This is a genomic window from Tangfeifania diversioriginum, from assembly GCF_900141875.1.
Lineage (GTDB): Bacteria > Bacteroidota > Bacteroidia > Bacteroidales > Prolixibacteraceae > Tangfeifania > Tangfeifania diversioriginum.
In genome coordinates, this window is the sequence record NZ_FQZE01000040.1 from 1 (window position 1) to 17,629 (window position 17,629).

Sequence of the window (17,629 nt, forward strand, 5' to 3'; positions counted from 1 at the left end):
CAGACAATGGAATTATTAGTGAATTTTCAACCTGCTAATAACGGAGTTGAACAATGCCTATTAAAAATAAATCGTTAGTTTTTCAGCAAACCCTACTTTAGGATCTTCGCCCAAATTACCGATAAGCCTGACACTGTTTCTTAATACATTCATGATTCAAAATTTTAAATTTTTAACTAAAACGAAATTGTACACCAAAGGTAAAGTGGGATGCAAAAATTAGCCGGTTTTTAAATAGTTGTAAGCGCTTATAAACAATTGCAAACGTTTACAAACGGATATATTTTTGTATATTAGCATTTTAAAACTAAAACAAAATACTCCCATGGAACAAAGAAAATGTTTGGAATGTGGCGAACCTCTCCGCGGCCGTGCCGATCAAAAGTTTTGCAGCGATGCCTGTAGGAATGCCTACAACAATAAAAAACTGAGCGGTTCTACCAACTACATCCGCAAAATCAACCGCATTCTCAAAAAAAATCATTCCGTTTTGGAGAAACACAACCAGTCGGGAAAAACAACATTGTACAAATCGGTACTGGAAAAAAACGGGTATAATTTTAAGTACTTTACCCACATTTACAAAACACGAACCGGAAGGGTTTATTATTTCTGTTACGACCAGGGATTTTCGGTATTGGAAAACAACAAATATCTGCTTGTAAGAAAAGAGAATAGATAAACCATTCAAAGGAAATTTAACCAGGGAAAACGGAACAAGCAACCAAAAAATTTTTAAGCATAAAAATTTCCAGTATTTCTTGGATAATTCAATAAACCGTATGAAATTTGTTCATGTCAAACTTAAATCTATAAAAAATGAAAAAAGTTCTTGTACTATTGATTATCGCAGTATTGGGCCCCTGTTTTTTGCATGCCGCCACCCCCGCTGAAAAAAGTGAAATTATCGGTGAATGGAAATACGAAAGCCAGCATGCACCCTATGGCTATGAAAAAGGTTCCATAATTATTTCTGAAAAAGAAGGCAAATTAGCTGGCGAAGTAAAATTTGCCGATGGTTACAAACTGCCGTTGAGAGATGTTACTTATGAAGACGGTGAATTAAAATGCAAATTTACAGTTGATTACAACGAAATTGCCATTAAAGGAACCATCGAAGAAGACAAAATGAAAGGCACTGCCGACACGCCGGAAGGAGCGCTGCCGTTCACCGCAAAAAAAGCAAAAGAATAAATTTGGCAAAAAGCTGCCTGAACAACCGATTACTTTTCAGACAGCTTTTTTCCTTTTACTTTTTACCGCTGCCCGGTTACTTTTCACTCAATTTCATCCCTCTCCAATCATCTTTTTCGGATCCACCCAGTTGTCAAAATCTTCTTCCGAAACATACCCCAGATCAGTAGCTGCCTGTTTTAATGTAAGGTTTTCGCGATACGCTTTTTTGGCAATTTCAGCGGCTTTGTTGTATCCAATATGACGGTTCAGTGCGGTTACCAGCATCAGTGAATTTTCAAGGTAACCTTCAATTACCGGTTTGTTCGGGTCAATTCCAGCCGCGCAGTTGTCGTTAAAACTTACGCAGGCATCGGCCAGCAGGCGGGCACTTTGCAGCACATTTGCCGCCATCACCGGCTTAAACACATTCAGCTCAAACTGGCCGTTGCTTCCGGCAATTCCAACCGTTACATCGTTGCCCATCACCTGGGCAGCTACCATGGTCAACGCTTCGACCTGAGTGGGATTTACTTTTCCCGGCATAATGCTCGAACCCGGTTCATTTTCAGGAATAAAAATTTCACCGATTCCGCAACGTGGCCCGCTGCTCAGCATCCGGATATCGTTCCCAATTTTCATCAAACTCACAGCCAGCCGGCGGAAAGCGCTGCTCAGGCCAACCATGGCATCGTGCGCTGCAAGGGCTTCAAACTTATTGGGAGCAGTAACAAACGGAAGTCCGGTTAATTTTTCAATCTTTTCGGCCACTGCCTCTGCATAACCTTTGGGAGTATTTAATCCGGTTCCTACGGCTGTTCCGCCCAGGGCAATTTCACTTACTTTCTGAAGCGACGTTTTCAGCAAATCAATACCATTGTCGAGCTGCTGCACATAGCCACTGAATTCCTGGCCTAAAGTCAGCGGCGTGGCATCCATAAAATGAGTGCGACCGGTTTTTACCACGTCTTTAAAATCGTTTGATTTCTGCTTCAGCGTGTCTCTAAGTTTTTGTACTCCCGGCAGCGTAGTTTCATAAGTTAGTTTGTATGCTGCAATGTGCATGGCAGTGGGAAAAGTGTCGTTGCTGCTCTGGCTTTTGTTTACGTCGTCGTTCGGACTCAGTTTTTTTTCGTTATCCGTCAGTTTTCCTCCCAGCAGCACATGCGCCCGATTGGCAATCACCTCATTCATGTTCATGTTGCTCTGGGTGCCGCTGCCGGTTTGCCAAATTACCAGCGGAAACTGGTCGTCGTGTTTTCCATCCAGAATTTCATCGCAAACTTTTGCAATTACATCAGCCTTTTCTTTTGCTAAAACTCCGAGTTCGAAATTAGTTAATGCCGCAGCTTTTTTCAGGTAAGCAAATGCATAAATAATTTCTTTGGGCATGTTGGCCGGTTCGCCAATTTTAAAGTTATTGCGACTGCGCTCGGTTTGAGCTCCCCAGTATTTATCTGAAGGAACTTTCACTTCTCCCATCGTATCTTTTTCAATCCTGTATTCCATAACGTACTTTTTTTATTCAAACGTTCATTGAAATTGAATGTTCGGATTTTGAAAAATGAGAAAAAAAAACCGGTTCATTTTTCTGAACCGATTTCTTATTCCTTTTAAATTTCTTATTCATCCAGCTTAATCACTTCGCTGCCGGCAAGCAAAAACGCTCCGGTTCCATAAACTTCCCAGCTATCGGCAGAAAAGTTTTTGCGCGGATCGGCACCAATGGGTTGCACCCAGCCTACTCTTCCGTCAGGCTGAATCAGCGAATTCAATCCAATCCAGGCTTTCTCCACCACCGGCAAATATTTCCCTTTATCGAGTATTCCGTTGTTAATTCCCCAAGCCAGCGCATAAGTAAAAAATCCTGAACCACTGGCTTCGCCTCCGGGGTAAGATTCCGGATCGAGCAGACTGGCACGCCACAAACCATCTTCCTGCTGCAGCGATGCCACACGCGCAGCCATTTCTTTGTAGTTCTGAATATAAAAATCGCGCGTTGGCCAGTCGGCGGGTAATTCTTCCAGCACGCGCACCAGTCCACCCATTACCCAGCCATTTCCGCGCGACCAGAATATTTTCTCGCCGTTTGCTTCTGTTCTGGGTTCAATTCCAGGCTCATCCAGTTTATAGTTTACATCACGTGCATACAAATGCTCTTCCTGGTCGTACAACAAATCGTATGTTTCTTTCCATAATTTGTCACTCAGTTTGAGGTATTTTTCCTCATCGAGTGTAATTCCCAGTTTTACAAAAGCTGGCGGAGCCATAAACAGCGCATCGCACCACCACCAGGTAATTTTTCGGATGCCACCAGTTTCATAAGGCGTTGCCATAAATTCATCAAGGGTTTCAATAAACGGACGGATCATTTTCCGTTCGCCCGAGACGCGGTACATATCAATGTAAGTCTGACAAATTACATGATCATCGGCATGGTGCAGCCGCGGGCCGGGTTTCCAACGGTTCGCCTCGCCCATTGCTTCAATGGCATTGTAAATATTTTTATCGTCGAGCGTTTCGTACGCTGCAAAAACGCCGGCATAAAAAGCACCGTTTGTCCAGTCATACAATTTGTGTTTTGGATGGTGCAACTGCCAGTCCAATGCAGTTTTCATTGTTTTTTTGATGTACGAATCTTCAAAAAGTTTTTGGGTTTCCTGAGTTTGAGCTATGGAAACAGAAAACAATGCAGCGATAGCAATAATTGTAACAACTATTTTCTTCATGATTTTAATTTTGGTTCAAATATATGCAATCGATTGCATTTTCAAAATAACTTTGTAAAATAATTTTTAACAAATGGGTAGAATTAAAATTCGGGATTGCTTTCAAGCAAATTAATCGTTATACTTGCACAAAATAATACTGAAATGAATTACGGACACGGACATCACGGCCATTCTGAAATTTACCAAAGTTGGTAGGCTGGTGTTGTATTGTTTCGTAAAAAACATAAACTAAGGGCTTGCCGACAAGGCAGGCCTTTTTTGTTTGACTTAAATTTCACGAGGAATAACGAAGTGAAATCTTTTAGTCAAACAAAATCCCGAAAGCGAATTTATCCCTTTGGGAGCGATTCGGGATCTGTTCAATATAGTAATAATGATTGAAATTATGGAAAAACTAAAAATTGCAATTCAGACAAAAGGACGGTTAAACGAAGATTCGATGGAGCTCATTCGCGAATCGGGCATCGATTTAAGCATGGGAAAACGAAAACTGGTATCAACTGCCGGCAATTTCCCAATGGAAGCACTTTTTCTCCGCGACGATGACATTCCACAAACGGTAGCTGACGGCGTGGCCGATGTGGGTATTGTCGGCGAAAATGAGATGCTGGAAAAGCAGGAAAATGTAGTGATTTCCAAACGGCTGGGATTCAGCAAATGCCGCCTTTCTCTCGCTATTCCCAAAAACACCGATTACCCGGGTGTCGAATTTTTTAACGGCAAAAAAATTGCCACCTCATACCCCAACATCCTGAAGAAGTTTCTGCACGAAAATAACGTAGAGGCTGAAATTCATATAATTACCGGTTCGGTGGAAATTGCTCCAGGAATCGGTTTGGCCGATGCCATTTTCGACATCGTAAGTTCCGGTTCTACGCTGGTAAGCAACCGCCTGAAAGAAGTGGAAGTAGTTGTAAAATCGGAAGCAGTTTTAATTTCACGCCCTGATTTGCCGGCAGAAAAAAGAGAAATACTGGATGAACTTATTTTCCGGATGGAATCGGTACAGCGGGCAGAAGGCAAGAAATATATTCTGCTGAACACACCCAACGAAAAAATTGAAGAAGTGGCTGCCCTGCTTCCGGGAATGAAAAGTCCAACGTTAGTACCATTGGCCAAAGAAGGCTGGAGTTCGATGCATTCAGTGATTGCGGAAGACGATTTCTGGGAAATTATCGGAAAACTGAAAAAAGCCGGTGCCGAAGGAATCCTGGTTGTTCCTATCGAAAAAATGATTTTTTGATTGAAAAAAATATAATAACTCAAAATGAAGACAATTGTCAATCCGGAGAGAAGCGAATGGCCTGAACTTTTGAAACGCCCACAGTTTGACGTAAGCGATTTACATGAAAAAGTGCAGGCTGTTTTAACCGACATTCGGCAAACGGGCGATGCAGCGCTCAGGAAATACACTCAAAAATTTGATGGTGTTGACCTGGAAGAATTCAAGGTTTCGGACGAAGAAATGAATGCTGCTGAAAAACAGGTCAGCTCGGAACTGAAAGAAGCGATACAACTAACTTCTGCAAACATCGAAAAATTTCATGCTGCCCAAAAACCGGAAATAAAAAAAATTGAAACGGTGCCCGGTGTTACCTGCTGGCAAAAAGCAGTAGCCATCGAAAAAGTAGGATTGTACACCCCCGGAGGAACGGCACCACTGTTTTCCACGGTGTTGATGCTGGCTATTCCGGCGCGTATTGCAGGTTGTAAAGAAATAGTTCTGTGCACACCTCCGGGCAAAGACGGAAAAATTCATCCGGCCATTTTGTTCGCCGCCAAAATAGCCGGCGTAAAAAACATGTTCAAACTGGGCGGCGTTCAGGCAATTGGCGCGATGGCTTACGGAACGGAGTCGGTGCCAAAAGTGAACAAAATTTTCGGACCGGGCAACCAGTTTGTAACTGCAGCAAAACAACTGGTAAGTATGAACGATGTGGCTATCGATATGCCGGCAGGCCCCTCGGAAGTGATGGTAATTGCCGACGAATCGGCTAACCCCGCTTTTGTGGCCTCCGACCTTTTATCGCAGGCAGAACACGGTGCCGACAGCCAGGTGATTTTACTGGCCAACAGCCAGATGCTGGTGCATGAAATCAGGGAACAGATCACTATTCAACTCGAATATCTTCCAAGAAAAGAGGTGGCCAAAAAATCGCTGGAAAACAGCCTGGCCATTATCCTGAAAAGCCAGCAGGACACGCTTGATATGATTAACGAATATGCACCGGAACATTTAATTTTATGCACCGAGGATTATTCGAAACTAGCTGAAAAAGTGGTGAACGCAGGTTCAGTGTTTTTGGGAAATTTCACACCTGAAAGCGCCGGTGATTATGCTTCAGGGACGAACCACACGCTTCCCACCAATGGTTGGGCAAAAACGTACAGCGGTGTTAACCTCGACAGTTTCATGAAAAAAATTACGTTTCAGGAACTAACACCGGAAGGGCTTAAAAAAATTGGACCGTCAATTGAAATCATGGCAGCAGAAGAACTATTGGAGGCGCACAAAAATGCTGTGAGTTTAAGGCTGAAAAAAATATAATTATGAATATAAACAATCTTCTTCGCAAAAACATAAAAAACCTTCAGCCTTATTCATCAGCGCGCAGCGAGTACTCGGGCGAAGCGATGGTTTTTCTCGATGCCAATGAAAATCCATTTAACGAGCCGTACAATCGCTACCCCGATCCGCTGCAGAAAAACTTAAAAGAAAAAGTAGCTGCACTGAAAAATGTAAAACCTGAACAGATTTTTCTGGGAAACGGCAGCGACGAGCCGATTGACCTGCTTATCCGGTCGTTTTGCGAGCCGGGAAAGGAAAACATTGTAACTATCGACCCAACTTACGGAATGTATAAAGTGGCAGCATCGGTTAATAACGTGGAAGTAAAAAAAGTGTCGCTCACCGAAGATTTTCAGCTCGATGCAGAACAAATGCTAAATGCTGCCGACGAAAATACAAAACTGATATTTTTGTGTTCACCCAACAACCCAACCGGAAATCTGCTTGGAAAGGAAGCCGTGCTTCAATTAGTTAAAAAATTCAACGGAATTATTGTGCTCGATGAAGCTTACATCGATTTTGCACCGGGCAAATCGCTGTTGCCAGAACTTTCGAACCACTCGAACCTCGTTATTTTGCAAACCTTTTCAAAAGCCTGGGGAATGGCCGGCATACGACTGGGAATGGCATTTGCCGCGCCGGAAATCATCTCGGTCCTAAACAAAATAAAATACCCCTACAATCTGAATATTCTTACACAGGAAAAGGCAATGGAGCTGACTGACAATCGTGAAAAAGTTGAGAAGTGGGTGAAGCGGATAATTGCTGAACGGGCCAAAATGGCTGAACTGCTGAAAAATTTTCCGTTTGTTGAAAAAATATTCCCTTCGGATGCCAACTTCCTGCTGGTAAAAATGCACGATGCCCGGGGAATTTATGATTATCTTGCAGAACGTGGAATTGTGGTGCGCGACCGTTCAAAAATTCATTTGTGCGATGACAGCCTGCGGATTACCATCGGAACATCAAAAGAAAACGAGCAATTATTAAAAGCATTGAACGATTTGATATGAAACGAGCATTATTTATCGACCGCGACGGAACTTTGATTGTTGAGCCGGAAGACGAGCAGATAGACTCGCTGGAAAAGCTGGAATTTATCCCGGGCGTTTTTCGCAACCTGTTCAATATTCAAAAAAATACGGATTACGAACTGGTTATTGTTTCGAACCAGGATGGACTGGGAACAGATTCTTACCCCGAAAATACTTTTTGGCCCGTCCATAATAAAATGTTGAAGGCTTTTGAAAATGAAGGTGTAATTTTCGATGATATTTTAATTGACAAAAGTTTTCCGGAAGAAAATCTTCCAACCCGGAAACCCGGCACAGGTTTGATGAAAAAATACATGAAAGGTGATTACGACTTGGCAAACAGTTTTGTAATTGGCGACCGGCTGACCGACATTGAGCTGGCCAAAAATCTGGGTGCAAAAGGAATTCTTTTCAATGACGGAAGCCTTTTGGAAGAACTGGAAAAACAAGGATTGGAAGAACATTGTGTACTAATTTCAAATGACTGGGACGATATTTATGCCTGCGTAGCTGCCCCGGAACGAACCGCAGAAGTGAAACGCACCACCAAAGAGACCGATATTTTTGTAAAAATAAATCTCGATGGAAACGGAGTTTCGGATATTTCAACCGGTCTGAATTTTTTCGATCACATGCTGGCGCAGATCGGACGCCATGCCGGAATCGATATCGAAATAAAAGTAAAGGGTGATTTGGAAGTGGACGAGCACCACACCATTGAAGACACAGCACTTGCACTTGGTGAAGCATTTAAAAAAGCTGTTAGTAGCAAAAAAGGCATGGAACGTTACGGATTTTGCCTGCCTATGGATGATTGCCTGGCACTGGTGGCCATCGATTTTGGCGGGCGCCCCTGGCTGGTGTGGGAAACCGAGTTTCACCGCGAAAAAGTGGGCGACATGCCCACCGAAATGTTCATGCATTTCTTTAAATCTTTTTCCGATGCCGCGCAGTGCAATCTGCACATTAAAGCAGAAGGAAAAAACGAGCACCACAAAATAGAAGCTATATTTAAATCGCTTGCCCGGGCAATAAAAATGGCCGTAAAACGCGATTTGTTTAATTTCGAATTGCCATCCACAAAAGGGAAATTATGAAAAGAAGCCCCTCTTAATCTCCCCAAAGGGGAGAAAAATGAAAGATGAATATCGTAATTATGAAGATTAGCAAAACATATTAAAAGTCGTCACCCTCGCGGCAAAAAGTCCCCCTCCCGGGGGATTTAGGGGGCTTTAACTATGAAGACAATAAAACCACTACGCGAACGAAAAAACACGGCAATTCTGTTGATTCACTGCCCTGACAGGCAGGGAATCCTGGCAACAGTAACCGAGTTTCTGAACAAAAACAAGGGGAATATTATTTACCTCGACCAGCATGTGGACAGGCAGGAAAAAACATTCTACATGCGCGTGGAATGGGAGCTGGAAAACTTTGCCATCCCGCCCGGTAAAATCGGGGAATATTTCGACACATTGATTGCCTCTCCGCTCAAAATGACCTGGAAACTTTATTTTTCCGATGAAATTCCGCGAATGGCGCTGTTCGTCTCAAAAATGCCGCACTGTCTGTTCGATATCCTGGCTCGCTACACTGCCGGTGAATGGGATGTAAAAATTCCACTTATCATCAGCAATCACGAACTGCTAAAACCTGTGGCAGAACGATTTGACATTGATTTTCACTATTTCCCGGTTACCAAAGAAAACAAAGCAGAACAGGAACAAAAAGAGCTGGAGCTGCTGAAAGAGAAAAATATTGATTTTGTGGTGCTCGCACGTTACATGCAAATACTTTCGAGCGATTTTGTAAAACAATTTCCAAACAAAATCATCAACATTCACCACTCATTTTTGCCGGCGTTTGCAGGTGCAAAACCCTACCATGCAGCGCATAAGCGAGGCGTGAAAATTATTGGTGCCACCAGTCATTACGTTACTTCCGAACTCGATGGCGGTCCCATCATCGAACAGGATGTTACGCGTTGCAGCCACGTGGATACCATTCAAAACCTCATCCGCAAAGGCCGCGACCTGGAAAAAATCGTACTCTCGCAGGCAGTATATAAACACTTGCAGCGTAAAATTCTCGTTTACAAAAACAGGACTGTAGTGTTCAACTAACTAATTTTAGAATTTGAAAAAATGGAATTTATTATGAGTTTATACAGCTTTTTGGAAGAACACTCTTTAAGAGAAACTTTTATCCTTCTTTTGCTTGCTGTTTTATCTCAAATAATAATTTTCAGTCTAAAACGAAAAGTAAGTAAAATCCGTTTTTTAAAAAGTCTTTTTCTCACATTAGTATTAATTTTTACATACACATTAATATATTCAAAAATTGGCATTCTAACCCATATTATTTATTGGATAATAGTATTAAACATTAGCATATCATTTTATTTTCCTTTATTTCATGAAATAATATTGGCTTATGTACTTACAGTGAAAATAAAAAATAGAAGAAAAAATGAAATCTTTATATTCTATCATATTTTTTACCTTCCTGATTTATATAAAAATATTGAATGGTACTACAAACATCTATTTTTATCTACACCTGGAAAGATAGTTTTTATAAAAAGCGTAGAAAAAGTTATAGAAAATTATGATTATAGACTGTTGAAATTAAACCAACTAGCATTAAAACTTAACCTAACTGAAAAAGAAAAAGATTTTATTTTAACAAAACTTAGCTGGCATAATCTGAATTTGGGAAACATTAAAAATGCTGAGAAATTCGCTAAGAAAATTCAAAGTAATACTTCTAAAAGCCATCTTCTTTCATTTATTTACTACCAACAAGGCAAATTCAGTAAATCAAGAGAAATAAATCATGAAATTATATACAATTTAGAAGTAGAAAAAAATGAACTTTATTTTATCGCGTTAAATAATCATGCTGTTTTTGAAAGAAATTTCAACATCACTTTAACAGCTAAGAATTTATATGAAAGAAACATTAAAAATGTCAAAAAAATAAAAAAAGAAATTACACATATAGCATTTCAAAATTTGATTGACATTCATCTCTTGGAAAATAATTCAGATGCTTTTAATCTTTTAAATGAATACAAAGAAACTTTCAAAAATGAATCTACTAACGATAAGATTAAAATCTTCGATTATGAAATAACTTACTATAGACAATGCAACCAAACAAAGAAAATTTCACAAATCATAAATGAATTTGAATTACATTTTTTATCAAAAACAGAGGGAATAGAATACTTTATTGGTATATCTCACCTACTCAAAATAGCAATTACAAACAACCTAAACTACAAACAGTATTTTGATAAAATCAATAATAATATTTTTGAAATAATAAGAAATAATTCCAAAATTGAAGCTCTCTTCTTTTTCATGGATTTTTTAGACCTGATGAAAAGTATCAGAAATCAAATTCCTTCAAATTATTTCCAAAACTTATCAATTATTTCTTCGTTCATTAATTCAGAGAAAATGACATTTAGTAACTATTTTGAAAATATCCCAATAGAATGTATTAATCATCGATGCCTCAATCTTCGTAAACTAGGTGAAGTAGAGAATATAGACTACATCTTTAAAAAATTAGAACTTCAAGGAGCAGTAAATAAAATACATAGACTTGAGGAGGCATTAAAAATTTATAAGGAATACGATAATGAATTGGAGGCGATTGCTACGCTCTTTGAAATTTTAAATAATCTAGTTGAATATCAAACTTATTTTTCTCAAAAAGATTTTTCACCTCTACTTCAAACACAGAAAAAAAATTATAACGATGCCAAAAATATCATTTCTAAACTAGAGAATTCGCCTTTAAAAATGAGATATGAACTAGAACTATCATATTATGCATTTATCTTTAAGGAAGTGGATTTGTCCCAACAACTATTTGAAAACTTTATTCAAAGTAAAATCAGTATTAACCATTTTAAAAAACCACTTCAGGAGTATTTTTATTTTTTAAAACAAAAGTTCAAACATTAAATCTTTTGAAGATGAAAAAATACTTATTTTTTATTTATTTATTTCTGAATTTAAGTGTGACTGCACAAAACACAAGTATCCCCCGGCAGGAAATCCCGCCCGATTACGGTTACATCGTCAAAATCGGCCAGCAAATGCCCAACATTGAAATGACACTGACAGACGGAACAAAAATTACAACTGCCGATTTGAAAGGTAAAGTTGTGATGCTCCAGTTTACCGCAAGCTGGTGTGGCGTGTGCCGGAAAGAGATGCCGCACATTGAAAAGGAAATCTGGCAGAAACACAAAAACAACGACGATTTTGTGCTGATTGGCGTTGATTTGGATGAACCGCTGGAAAAAGTAAAAAAGTTTGCCAGCGACATGAAAATCAGTTATCCGCTGGCACTCGATCCCGGGGGTGAAATATTTTACACTTTTGCAGCACAAGGTGCCGGTGTAACCCGGAATGTAATTATCGACCGCTCAGGAAAAATCGTTTATATGACCCGGCTTTTCAAAAAAGAGGAATTTAATGAAATGGTAGAAGTAATAAAAATATTATTGAAATAGTTACAGGATTCAGGTTGCAGGTTGCAAGTTAAGAAGCAACCAAAACCTGAAACATGTAACCTGAAACATGTAACTTTCATGAAAATCGTCATCATAAAATACAATGCAGGAAACATCGAATCGGTAAACAATGCACTGAACCGACTGGGTGTGAATGCAGAAATTACAGCCGATCACGAAAAAATCCGAAATGCCGACAAGGTTATTTTCCCTGGAGTTGGCGAAGCCAGCACCACAATGGATTATCTCCGAAAACATAAACTTGACGAGCTGATTGTTTCGCTTAAACAACCGGTATTGGGAATTTGCCTGGGGCTGCAGCTCATGTGTTCGCATTCGGAAGAGGGTGACACCAAATGCCTCGGAATATTCGACGAAAAAGTGAAACGTTTTGTTCCCGAGCCCGGAAAAGAATACATTACAAAAGTTCCGCACATGGGCTGGAATTCCATTACTGGGTTAAAAAGCAATCTTTTCACCAAAGAGCTGGAAAATAAATACGTATATTTTGTACATTCGTATTATGCAGGAATTGGGAAAGATACTGCCGCAACGTGTAATTACATTGTGCCATTTAGTGCAGCACTTCAAAAAAATAATTTTTACGCCACCCAGTTTCACCCCGAAAAAAGCGGGGAAATTGGGGCCCGAATTTTAAAGAACTTTTTGGAAATTTAAACGTTAAAACGAACAATGGATAGATTAACAATTATAAAAGTGGGTGGAAAAGTTGTGGAAGATACACAACAGCTGAACCTTTTACTCGACCAGTTCAATCGGTTTTCAGGAAATAAAATTCTGGTTCATGGCGGAGGGAATACCGCCACAGAAGTTGCTGGAAAACTGGGAATAGAAACCGAATTGGTTGACGGACGGCGCATCACCAGCAAATCGATGCTGGATGTGGTAACAATGGTTTACGGCGGCCTGGTTAATAAAAAAATTGTGGCCGGTCTGCAGGCGCGCGGTTGCAATGCCATTGGCCTCACTGGAGCCGATTTAAACCTCATCAGTGCCATAAAACGCCCGGCGGGCGAAATCGACTACGGTTTTGTTGGCGATGTAAATGACGTGAACAGCCGCGAACTGCGCCTGATGTTAAACGAAAATGTGGTCCCCGTGGTGGCTCCGCTCACACACGACGGAAAAGGAAGTCTCCTCAATACAAATGCCGATACAATAGCTGCTGAACTGGCCATTGAACTTTCAGGTCATTACAGCACTTTTCTTTTCTATTGTTTCGATAAACCAGGTGTTTTGCTCGATCCCGACGATGACAGCAAGATAATTTATGAACTTCAGGCCGAACAATTCAACGATTATAAACAAAAAGGCGTTATCAGCACCGGGATGCTTCCCAAGCTTGACAACGGGTTCAGGGCCAAACGAAACGGTGTAAAAGAAGTTCTTATAACAAATACCGAAAACCTTTCAAGTGGACGCGGTACCCGGTTGGTTTAGTCATCCAATAAAATAAAAACCAGCAACTTCCTGTTTCCGTCAAAAAAAATCGTACCTTTGTCGCGATTTAAGGTTTGAGAATTTGCGCATTCATTTACTAATTCACACCCCCCAAATATTAGTTCATCACTGCACTTTTTTTTAAATCAGGAAAATGATTTTAACAACAGGCCCGTCAAATAAAAAAACAGGTCTGCGGTTAAAATGTAACAATTTAATTTTTATTACAATGAACATTTATGTAGGAAACCTTGATTTCAAGGTAGAAGAACAAGACCTCCAGGAGGTATTCGAAGAGTATGGAACAGTTACTGAAGCTAAAATTATTTCAGACAAATTTACCGGAAGAAGCAGAGGTTTTGGTTTTGTTACCATGGAAAACAAAGAAGAAGCAAACAAAGCAATTACCGATTTGAACGGAGCTGTTTACGAGGACCGCGACATGGTTGTAAACGAAGCAAGGCCCAGAAAATCTAATTTTTAAAAGAAAGTAAGTAAAAGATGAATACAGGTAAAGTAAAATGGTACAACGAAACCAAAGGATTTGGTTTTATTGAACAAGAAAACGGCGATGATATTTTTGTACATCGCAGCGGGCTAACCAACTCATACGATGGGTTGCAACCCGAGCAGGAAGTAGAATTTGAAACCAAAACAGGCGATAAAGGCCTTTTTGCGGTAAATGTAAAACCGGTTTAATCAGGATTAACAATTTGAATCCATTTAATATTGGAGAACTAAAAATACCCGTTCCGATCATTCAGGGAGGAATGGGTATTGGTATTTCTTTGGCAGGGTTGGCATCAGCCGTTGCAAATAATGGCGGAATTGGTGTTATATCAACAGTTGGCATAGGTTTTATTGACGAAACCCAAAGTGGCAACCTGAGGAAAAGACACATCGATGCCATCCGGTCAGAGATTAGAAAAGCCCGTGAAAAAACCCAGGGTATCCTGGGGGTAAATATCATGTCGGTGATAACCAATTTTTCCGATATGGTACGCACCTCAATTGAAGAAGGAATTGATATTATCTTTTCCGGTGCAGGCCTTCCACTCGATTTACCAAAATATTTGGGCGAAGGAATTAAAACAAAACTGGCCCCCATTGTTTCCTCATCGCGCGCAGCTAATTTAATCTGCCACAAATGGAAACAAAATTTCAACTACCTGCCCGATGCACTGGTTGTTGAAGGCCCAAAAGCCGGTGGACATCTTGGGTTCAAGCCAAATGAGCTTGAAAAAGAAAGCAATACCCTCGAAAACCTCGTTGCGGACATATTGAAAGTTACCCGCGAAATGAAGGAGAAATACAATAAAGATATTCCGGTAATCGCTGCCGGCGGTATTTTCTCTGGTAACGATATGTTTAAAATAATAAAACAGGGAGCCACCGCTGTTCAATTGGGAACCCGTTTTGTGGCTACTGAAGAGTGCGATGCGTCGGCAGAGTTCAAAAACGCTTTTGTTCAGGCTGGTGACGATGATATTGAAATCATTAAAAGTCCGGTAGGAATGCCGGGCCGTTCAATTTCAGGCTCATTTCTGAGGGAAGCTGTGGCAGGAAAACGACGCCCCGATGTATGTAAATACAACTGCATTAAATCGTGTGATCCTAAAACCACGTCCTTTTGTATTGCCAGTGCCTTGCTTGCAGCTTACAAAGGAAACCTGGCCGATGGTTTTGTTTTTACCGGGTCCAGCGCAGGACAGGTCAGTAAAATTTCAACTGTTAACAAGGTATTTAGCGATTTGCGAGAGGAATACGACGACGAAGAAAGTAAAAATTAACACAATTTGAATGCGGCAATTAAAAATTACAAAACAAATTACTCAACGTAACGACGACACCATTAACCGCTACTTTAATGAGATTAGCAAATATCCCATGGTAACGGCAGAAGAGGAGGTGGAGTTGAGCGTTCGAATCCGGGCTGGTGATACCGATGCACTAAACAAACTGGTACAGGCCAACCTGCGTTTTGTAATTTCTGTAGCCAAACAATATCAAAACCAGGGTCTTTCGTTTTCCGACCTTATCAACGAAGGAAACCTCGGACTGGTAAAAGCCGCCAAAAGATTTGATGAAACCCGGGGGTTCAAATTTATTTCCTATGCCGTTTGGTGGATACGCCAATCGATAATGCAGGCCATTTCAGAACAAACCCGGGTGGTACGATTGCCCCTCAACAGGCTTTCGTCAATCAACAAAATAAAAAAAGCAATCCCCTACCTCGAGCAGGAATTTCAGCGCGAACCCACCGATTCAGAAATTGCAGGCCACCTCGATATTTCGAAAACCGAAGTGGAAACAGCAAACCAAATAAAAAAAAGGCAGGTTTCATTCGACAAGCCGCTGTCACTCGATGGCGATAATGATTTCAACCTCTACGACATTGTTCAAACCGAACATTTTCCTTCGCCCGACAATAACCTGATGCAGGAATCGGTTGAAGAAAACATACGAAGAGCCATGTGCAAGCTTTCCGAACGCGAATCAAAAATACTGACCATGTCGTTCGGACTTTGCAACACTCCCGTGTTTTCGCTTCACGATATTGCATCGAAATACGAGATGTCGGCCGAAAGAATCAGGCAAATTAAACGGAATGCTTTGGACAAACTCAAATTGTTGCTAAAAGAAAATTATGCTTTTTTGGAGTATTAAAACAAATCATTTATATTAACACAAAATTTAAAAGAATTTATATCAGAATTTATGGGAAGATCACAAGAATCTTTTAACAAAAAAGAAGTCAGAAACAAAAAAGAAAAAAAACGTAAAGAGAAAGAGAAAAAAAGGCAAGCCAGAAAAGAAGAGAGCAAATCGAACAGTCTGGATGATATGATTGCCTATGTGGACGAAAACGGGAACATTGTTGACACCCCGCCCGACCCCGATGCAAAAACCGAAATTAATGCAGAAGATATTGATGTGAGTGTGCCATCCAACGAAGAAGTGGAAATGGATCCGATCCGGAAAGGAACGGTGAATTTTTTCAACGATTCGAAAGGGTTCGGTTTTATCAACGACTCGGAAACCAAGGAAAGCGTATTTGTGCATATCAACAACTGCCTGGAACAAATCCAGGAAGGCAACCTCGTAAGTTTTGAAGTGGAAATGGGGCCTAAAGGGCCCATAGCTGTTCAGGTTAAATTGATTCGCTAACAAATTCACACTTTCATTTATTTTCATGCCGGAAGCTTGCACAGGCAAGCTCCAGGCTCCTTATCTATTTCAGGTACCTGATTAAATTAATCAGTAAGGTTAATATTATGCTGATGAGCAGCATAGAAGTAATGGGTATAAAAACTCTGGTGTTCTCTTTTTCAATGCGAATATCGCCCGGTAATCTGCCGAACCAGCTGAACAGCCCAGGTGCCAGCCAGAGAATCAACCCGATGACAATCAGAATTATTCCTGCAATTATAAACCAGCGTGCCATGTTGTTAAATTTCTTTTTATTGCAATTCCATTATCCTTTCATTTTTGCGGGGTCTTGCCTGGAATCAAAGATATCGGTAATATAAATTGCTTCCCCAATAACCCGGTAAATGATTTTATAATGACTAACAATCAAACGGCGGTGCCCTAAATTCAAGTGCTCTAAATAGGGTTCTGTCCGCCCTTGAAGAGGTTGTAACAGCAAGGAATCTGCTGCATCTAAGATTTCATTTCTGATTTCAATCAGTTTCTCATGGCTTACTTTATGGGCAATAAAATTTAATGCTTCTTCAAGGCTGACAAGTGACTGTTCTGTGTAAACAAGTTTCATCAACGGCGTATGTTTACAGTTCTTTGCTCAATTTCTTCTCTCGAAAAAACTTTTCCTGACCGGATGTCAGCTTCCGCTTTTTGTGCCCTGCTTTCCAGTTTGGTTACCAAAACTTCTTCTTTACGAAGTTTTTCATAAAACTCATTGATAGTCTTTTCATTGGCACGGTGCAAATTACTGTGTATAAAGTCTCTTTTTTCAATGACATTCATAACTTCCATTTTTTATCTCCTACAAAAATAACGAATAATATTCATAATTGGTTTCTGCTTAGCGAGTGTAACTTTTCTATTTTCTTCTGCAGGTTATCCAGGTGGTATTGTACCATGTATTCATTGGGAAATATATCCCCAT

At 40.4% G+C, this 17,629-nt stretch carries 21 protein-coding genes; 16 read left to right on the forward strand and 5 right to left on the reverse strand.

Going from position 1 to position 17,629, the window contains the following annotated elements; translation table 11 throughout:
* Window positions 1-325 precede the first annotated feature (325 nt).
* Together BUC07_RS18235 and BUC07_RS18240 are read left to right on the forward strand one after the other, a co-directional pair.
* A complete protein-coding gene (locus BUC07_RS18235) occupies window positions 326-682 on the forward strand; it encodes a DNA gyrase inhibitor YacG (protein ID WP_073173214.1) in 357 nt (118 codons plus the stop codon).
* A gap of 137 nt (window positions 683-819) precedes the next feature.
* Complete coding sequence (locus tag BUC07_RS18240; protein ID WP_073173217.1) at window positions 820-1,194, forward strand: DUF2147 domain-containing protein; 375 nt, start codon at window positions 820-822, stop codon at window positions 1,192-1,194.
* Between the two features lie 93 nt (window positions 1,195-1,287).
* Here the strand turns inward: BUC07_RS18240 and fumC are convergent, their stop codons facing one another.
* Both fumC and BUC07_RS18250 read right to left on the reverse strand, forming a co-directional pair.
* Window positions 1,288-2,682, reverse strand: a complete 1,395-nt coding sequence (gene fumC, locus BUC07_RS18245) for a class II fumarate hydratase (RefSeq protein ID WP_073173219.1) — start codon at window positions 2,680-2,682, stop codon at window positions 1,288-1,290.
* 113 nt (window positions 2,683-2,795) lie between these two features.
* Window positions 2,796-3,902, reverse strand: a complete 1,107-nt coding sequence (locus BUC07_RS18250; RefSeq protein WP_073173222.1) for a glycoside hydrolase family 88/105 protein — start codon at window positions 3,900-3,902, stop codon at window positions 2,796-2,798.
* A 388-nt stretch (window positions 3,903-4,290) separates the two neighbouring features.
* Here BUC07_RS18250 and hisG point away from each other — a divergent pair, with 388 nt between their 5' ends.
* The 14 genes from hisG to BUC07_RS18320 all read left to right on the forward strand — a co-directional run bounded on the left by hisG (window position 4,291) and on the right by BUC07_RS18320 (window position 16,668).
* Entirely contained in the window at window positions 4,291-5,148 is an 858-nt protein-coding gene (gene hisG / locus BUC07_RS18255) for an ATP phosphoribosyltransferase (RefSeq protein ID WP_073173311.1), read from the forward strand.
* Window positions 5,149-5,172: 24 nt separating this feature from the next.
* Window positions 5,173-6,453 carry a histidinol dehydrogenase gene (gene hisD / locus BUC07_RS18260; RefSeq protein ID WP_073173225.1) on the forward strand — a complete coding sequence of 427 codons (1,281 nt, stop codon included), beginning with the start codon at window positions 5,173-5,175 and terminating at the stop codon, window positions 6,451-6,453.
* Between the two features lie 2 nt (window positions 6,454-6,455).
* On the forward strand, window positions 6,456-7,487 hold the full coding sequence (gene hisC, locus BUC07_RS18265) for a histidinol-phosphate transaminase (RefSeq protein WP_073173228.1): 1,032 nt from the start codon (window positions 6,456-6,458) through the stop codon (window positions 7,485-7,487).
* A complete protein-coding gene (hisB, locus tag BUC07_RS18270; RefSeq protein WP_073173232.1) occupies window positions 7,484-8,605 on the forward strand; it encodes a bifunctional histidinol-phosphatase/imidazoleglycerol-phosphate dehydratase HisB in 1,122 nt (373 codons plus the stop codon). Before hisC ends, hisB begins: the two co-directional genes overlap by 4 nt.
* 141 nt (window positions 8,606-8,746) lie before the next feature.
* Window positions 8,747-9,631 (forward strand): formyltetrahydrofolate deformylase, encoded by an 885-nt coding sequence (purU, locus tag BUC07_RS18275; protein ID WP_073173236.1) that lies wholly within the window; start codon window positions 8,747-8,749, stop codon window positions 9,629-9,631.
* A 21-nt stretch (window positions 9,632-9,652) separates the two neighbouring features.
* The gene (locus tag BUC07_RS18280; protein ID WP_073173239.1) at window positions 9,653-11,485 is read left to right on the forward strand and encodes a hypothetical protein; all 1,833 of its coding nucleotides are present in this window, start codon (window positions 9,653-9,655) and stop codon (window positions 11,483-11,485) included.
* Between the two features lie 11 nt (window positions 11,486-11,496).
* A complete protein-coding gene (locus tag BUC07_RS18285; protein ID WP_073173242.1) occupies window positions 11,497-12,039 on the forward strand; it encodes a TlpA family protein disulfide reductase in 543 nt (180 codons plus the stop codon).
* A 78-nt stretch (window positions 12,040-12,117) separates the two neighbouring features.
* Window positions 12,118-12,717 (forward strand): imidazole glycerol phosphate synthase subunit HisH, encoded by a 600-nt coding sequence (gene hisH, locus BUC07_RS18290; RefSeq protein ID WP_073173314.1) that lies wholly within the window; start codon window positions 12,118-12,120, stop codon window positions 12,715-12,717.
* Window positions 12,718-12,732: 15 nt separating this feature from the next.
* Entirely contained in the window at window positions 12,733-13,500 is a 768-nt protein-coding gene (gene argB / locus BUC07_RS18295) for an acetylglutamate kinase (RefSeq protein WP_073173245.1), read from the forward strand.
* Window positions 13,501-13,729: 229 nt separating this feature from the next.
* Complete coding sequence (locus tag BUC07_RS18300) at window positions 13,730-13,984, forward strand: RNA recognition motif domain-containing protein (RefSeq protein WP_073173318.1); 255 nt, start codon at window positions 13,730-13,732, stop codon at window positions 13,982-13,984.
* Window positions 13,985-14,001: 17 nt separating this feature from the next.
* Window positions 14,002-14,199 (forward strand): cold-shock protein, encoded by a 198-nt coding sequence (locus BUC07_RS18305; protein WP_073173249.1) that lies wholly within the window; start codon window positions 14,002-14,004, stop codon window positions 14,197-14,199.
* A gap of 14 nt (window positions 14,200-14,213) precedes the next feature.
* Window positions 14,214-15,290 (forward strand): NAD(P)H-dependent flavin oxidoreductase, encoded by a 1,077-nt coding sequence (locus tag BUC07_RS18310; protein WP_073173251.1) that lies wholly within the window; start codon window positions 14,214-14,216, stop codon window positions 15,288-15,290.
* A gap of 10 nt (window positions 15,291-15,300) precedes the next feature.
* The gene (locus BUC07_RS18315; protein ID WP_073173255.1) at window positions 15,301-16,167 is read left to right on the forward strand and encodes a sigma-70 family RNA polymerase sigma factor; all 867 of its coding nucleotides are present in this window, start codon (window positions 15,301-15,303) and stop codon (window positions 16,165-16,167) included.
* Between the two features lie 51 nt (window positions 16,168-16,218).
* On the forward strand, window positions 16,219-16,668 hold the full coding sequence (locus tag BUC07_RS18320) for a cold-shock protein (RefSeq protein ID WP_073173258.1): 450 nt from the start codon (window positions 16,219-16,221) through the stop codon (window positions 16,666-16,668).
* A gap of 64 nt (window positions 16,669-16,732) precedes the next feature.
* On the opposite strand, the gene BUC07_RS18325 is transcribed toward BUC07_RS18320, so the two are convergent.
* Genes BUC07_RS18325 through BUC07_RS18335 form a run of 3 tightly spaced genes read right to left on the reverse strand, consistent with a single transcriptional unit; the run spans window position 16,733 to window position 17,487 of the window.
* Entirely contained in the window at window positions 16,733-16,945 is a 213-nt protein-coding gene (locus BUC07_RS18325) for a DUF2905 domain-containing protein (protein WP_073173260.1), read from the reverse strand.
* Between the two features lie 30 nt (window positions 16,946-16,975).
* Entirely contained in the window at window positions 16,976-17,275 is a 300-nt protein-coding gene (locus tag BUC07_RS18330; protein ID WP_073173263.1) for a type II toxin-antitoxin system RelE/ParE family toxin, read from the reverse strand.
* Window positions 17,275-17,487: a hypothetical protein gene (locus BUC07_RS18335; protein WP_139279648.1), complete on the reverse strand. Its 213-nt coding sequence runs from the start codon at window positions 17,485-17,487 to the stop codon at window positions 17,275-17,277. Before BUC07_RS18335 ends, BUC07_RS18330 begins: the two co-directional genes overlap by 1 nt.
* Between the last annotated feature and the right edge of the window lie 142 nt (window positions 17,488-17,629).

Coding starts and splice junctions, on each gene's coding strand:
- BUC07_RS18235 (WP_073173214.1), top strand. CDS start 326: ATGGAACAAAGAAAATGTTTGGAATGTGGCGAACCTCTCCGCGGCCGT.
- BUC07_RS18240 (WP_073173217.1), top strand. CDS start 820: ATGAAAAAAGTTCTTGTACTATTGATTATCGCAGTATTGGGCCCCTGT.
- fumC (WP_073173219.1), bottom strand. CDS start 2,682: ATGGAATACAGGATTGAAAAAGATACGATGGGAGAAGTGAAAGTTCCT.
- BUC07_RS18250 (WP_073173222.1), bottom strand. CDS start 3,902: ATGAAGAAAATAGTTGTTACAATTATTGCTATCGCTGCATTGTTTTCT.
- hisG (WP_073173311.1), top strand. CDS start 4,291: ATGGAAAAACTAAAAATTGCAATTCAGACAAAAGGACGGTTAAACGAA.
- hisD (WP_073173225.1), top strand. CDS start 5,173: ATGAAGACAATTGTCAATCCGGAGAGAAGCGAATGGCCTGAACTTTTG.
- hisC (WP_073173228.1), top strand. CDS start 6,456: ATGAATATAAACAATCTTCTTCGCAAAAACATAAAAAACCTTCAGCCT.
- hisB (WP_073173232.1), top strand. CDS start 7,484: ATGAAACGAGCATTATTTATCGACCGCGACGGAACTTTGATTGTTGAG.
- purU (WP_073173236.1), top strand. CDS start 8,747: ATGAAGACAATAAAACCACTACGCGAACGAAAAAACACGGCAATTCTG.
- BUC07_RS18280 (WP_073173239.1), top strand. CDS start 9,653: ATGGAATTTATTATGAGTTTATACAGCTTTTTGGAAGAACACTCTTTA.
- BUC07_RS18285 (WP_073173242.1), top strand. CDS start 11,497: ATGAAAAAATACTTATTTTTTATTTATTTATTTCTGAATTTAAGTGTG.
- hisH (WP_073173314.1), top strand. CDS start 12,118: ATGAAAATCGTCATCATAAAATACAATGCAGGAAACATCGAATCGGTA.
- argB (WP_073173245.1), top strand. CDS start 12,733: ATGGATAGATTAACAATTATAAAAGTGGGTGGAAAAGTTGTGGAAGAT.
- BUC07_RS18300 (WP_073173318.1), top strand. CDS start 13,730: ATGAACATTTATGTAGGAAACCTTGATTTCAAGGTAGAAGAACAAGAC.
- BUC07_RS18305 (WP_073173249.1), top strand. CDS start 14,002: ATGAATACAGGTAAAGTAAAATGGTACAACGAAACCAAAGGATTTGGT.
- BUC07_RS18315 (WP_073173255.1), top strand. CDS start 15,301: ATGCGGCAATTAAAAATTACAAAACAAATTACTCAACGTAACGACGAC.
- BUC07_RS18320 (WP_073173258.1), top strand. CDS start 16,219: ATGGGAAGATCACAAGAATCTTTTAACAAAAAAGAAGTCAGAAACAAA.
- BUC07_RS18325 (WP_073173260.1), bottom strand. CDS start 16,945: ATGGCACGCTGGTTTATAATTGCAGGAATAATTCTGATTGTCATCGGG.
- BUC07_RS18330 (WP_073173263.1), bottom strand. CDS start 17,275: ATGAAACTTGTTTACACAGAACAGTCACTTGTCAGCCTTGAAGAAGCA.
- BUC07_RS18335 (WP_139279648.1), bottom strand. CDS start 17,487: ATGAATGTCATTGAAAAAAGAGACTTTATACACAGTAATTTGCACCGT.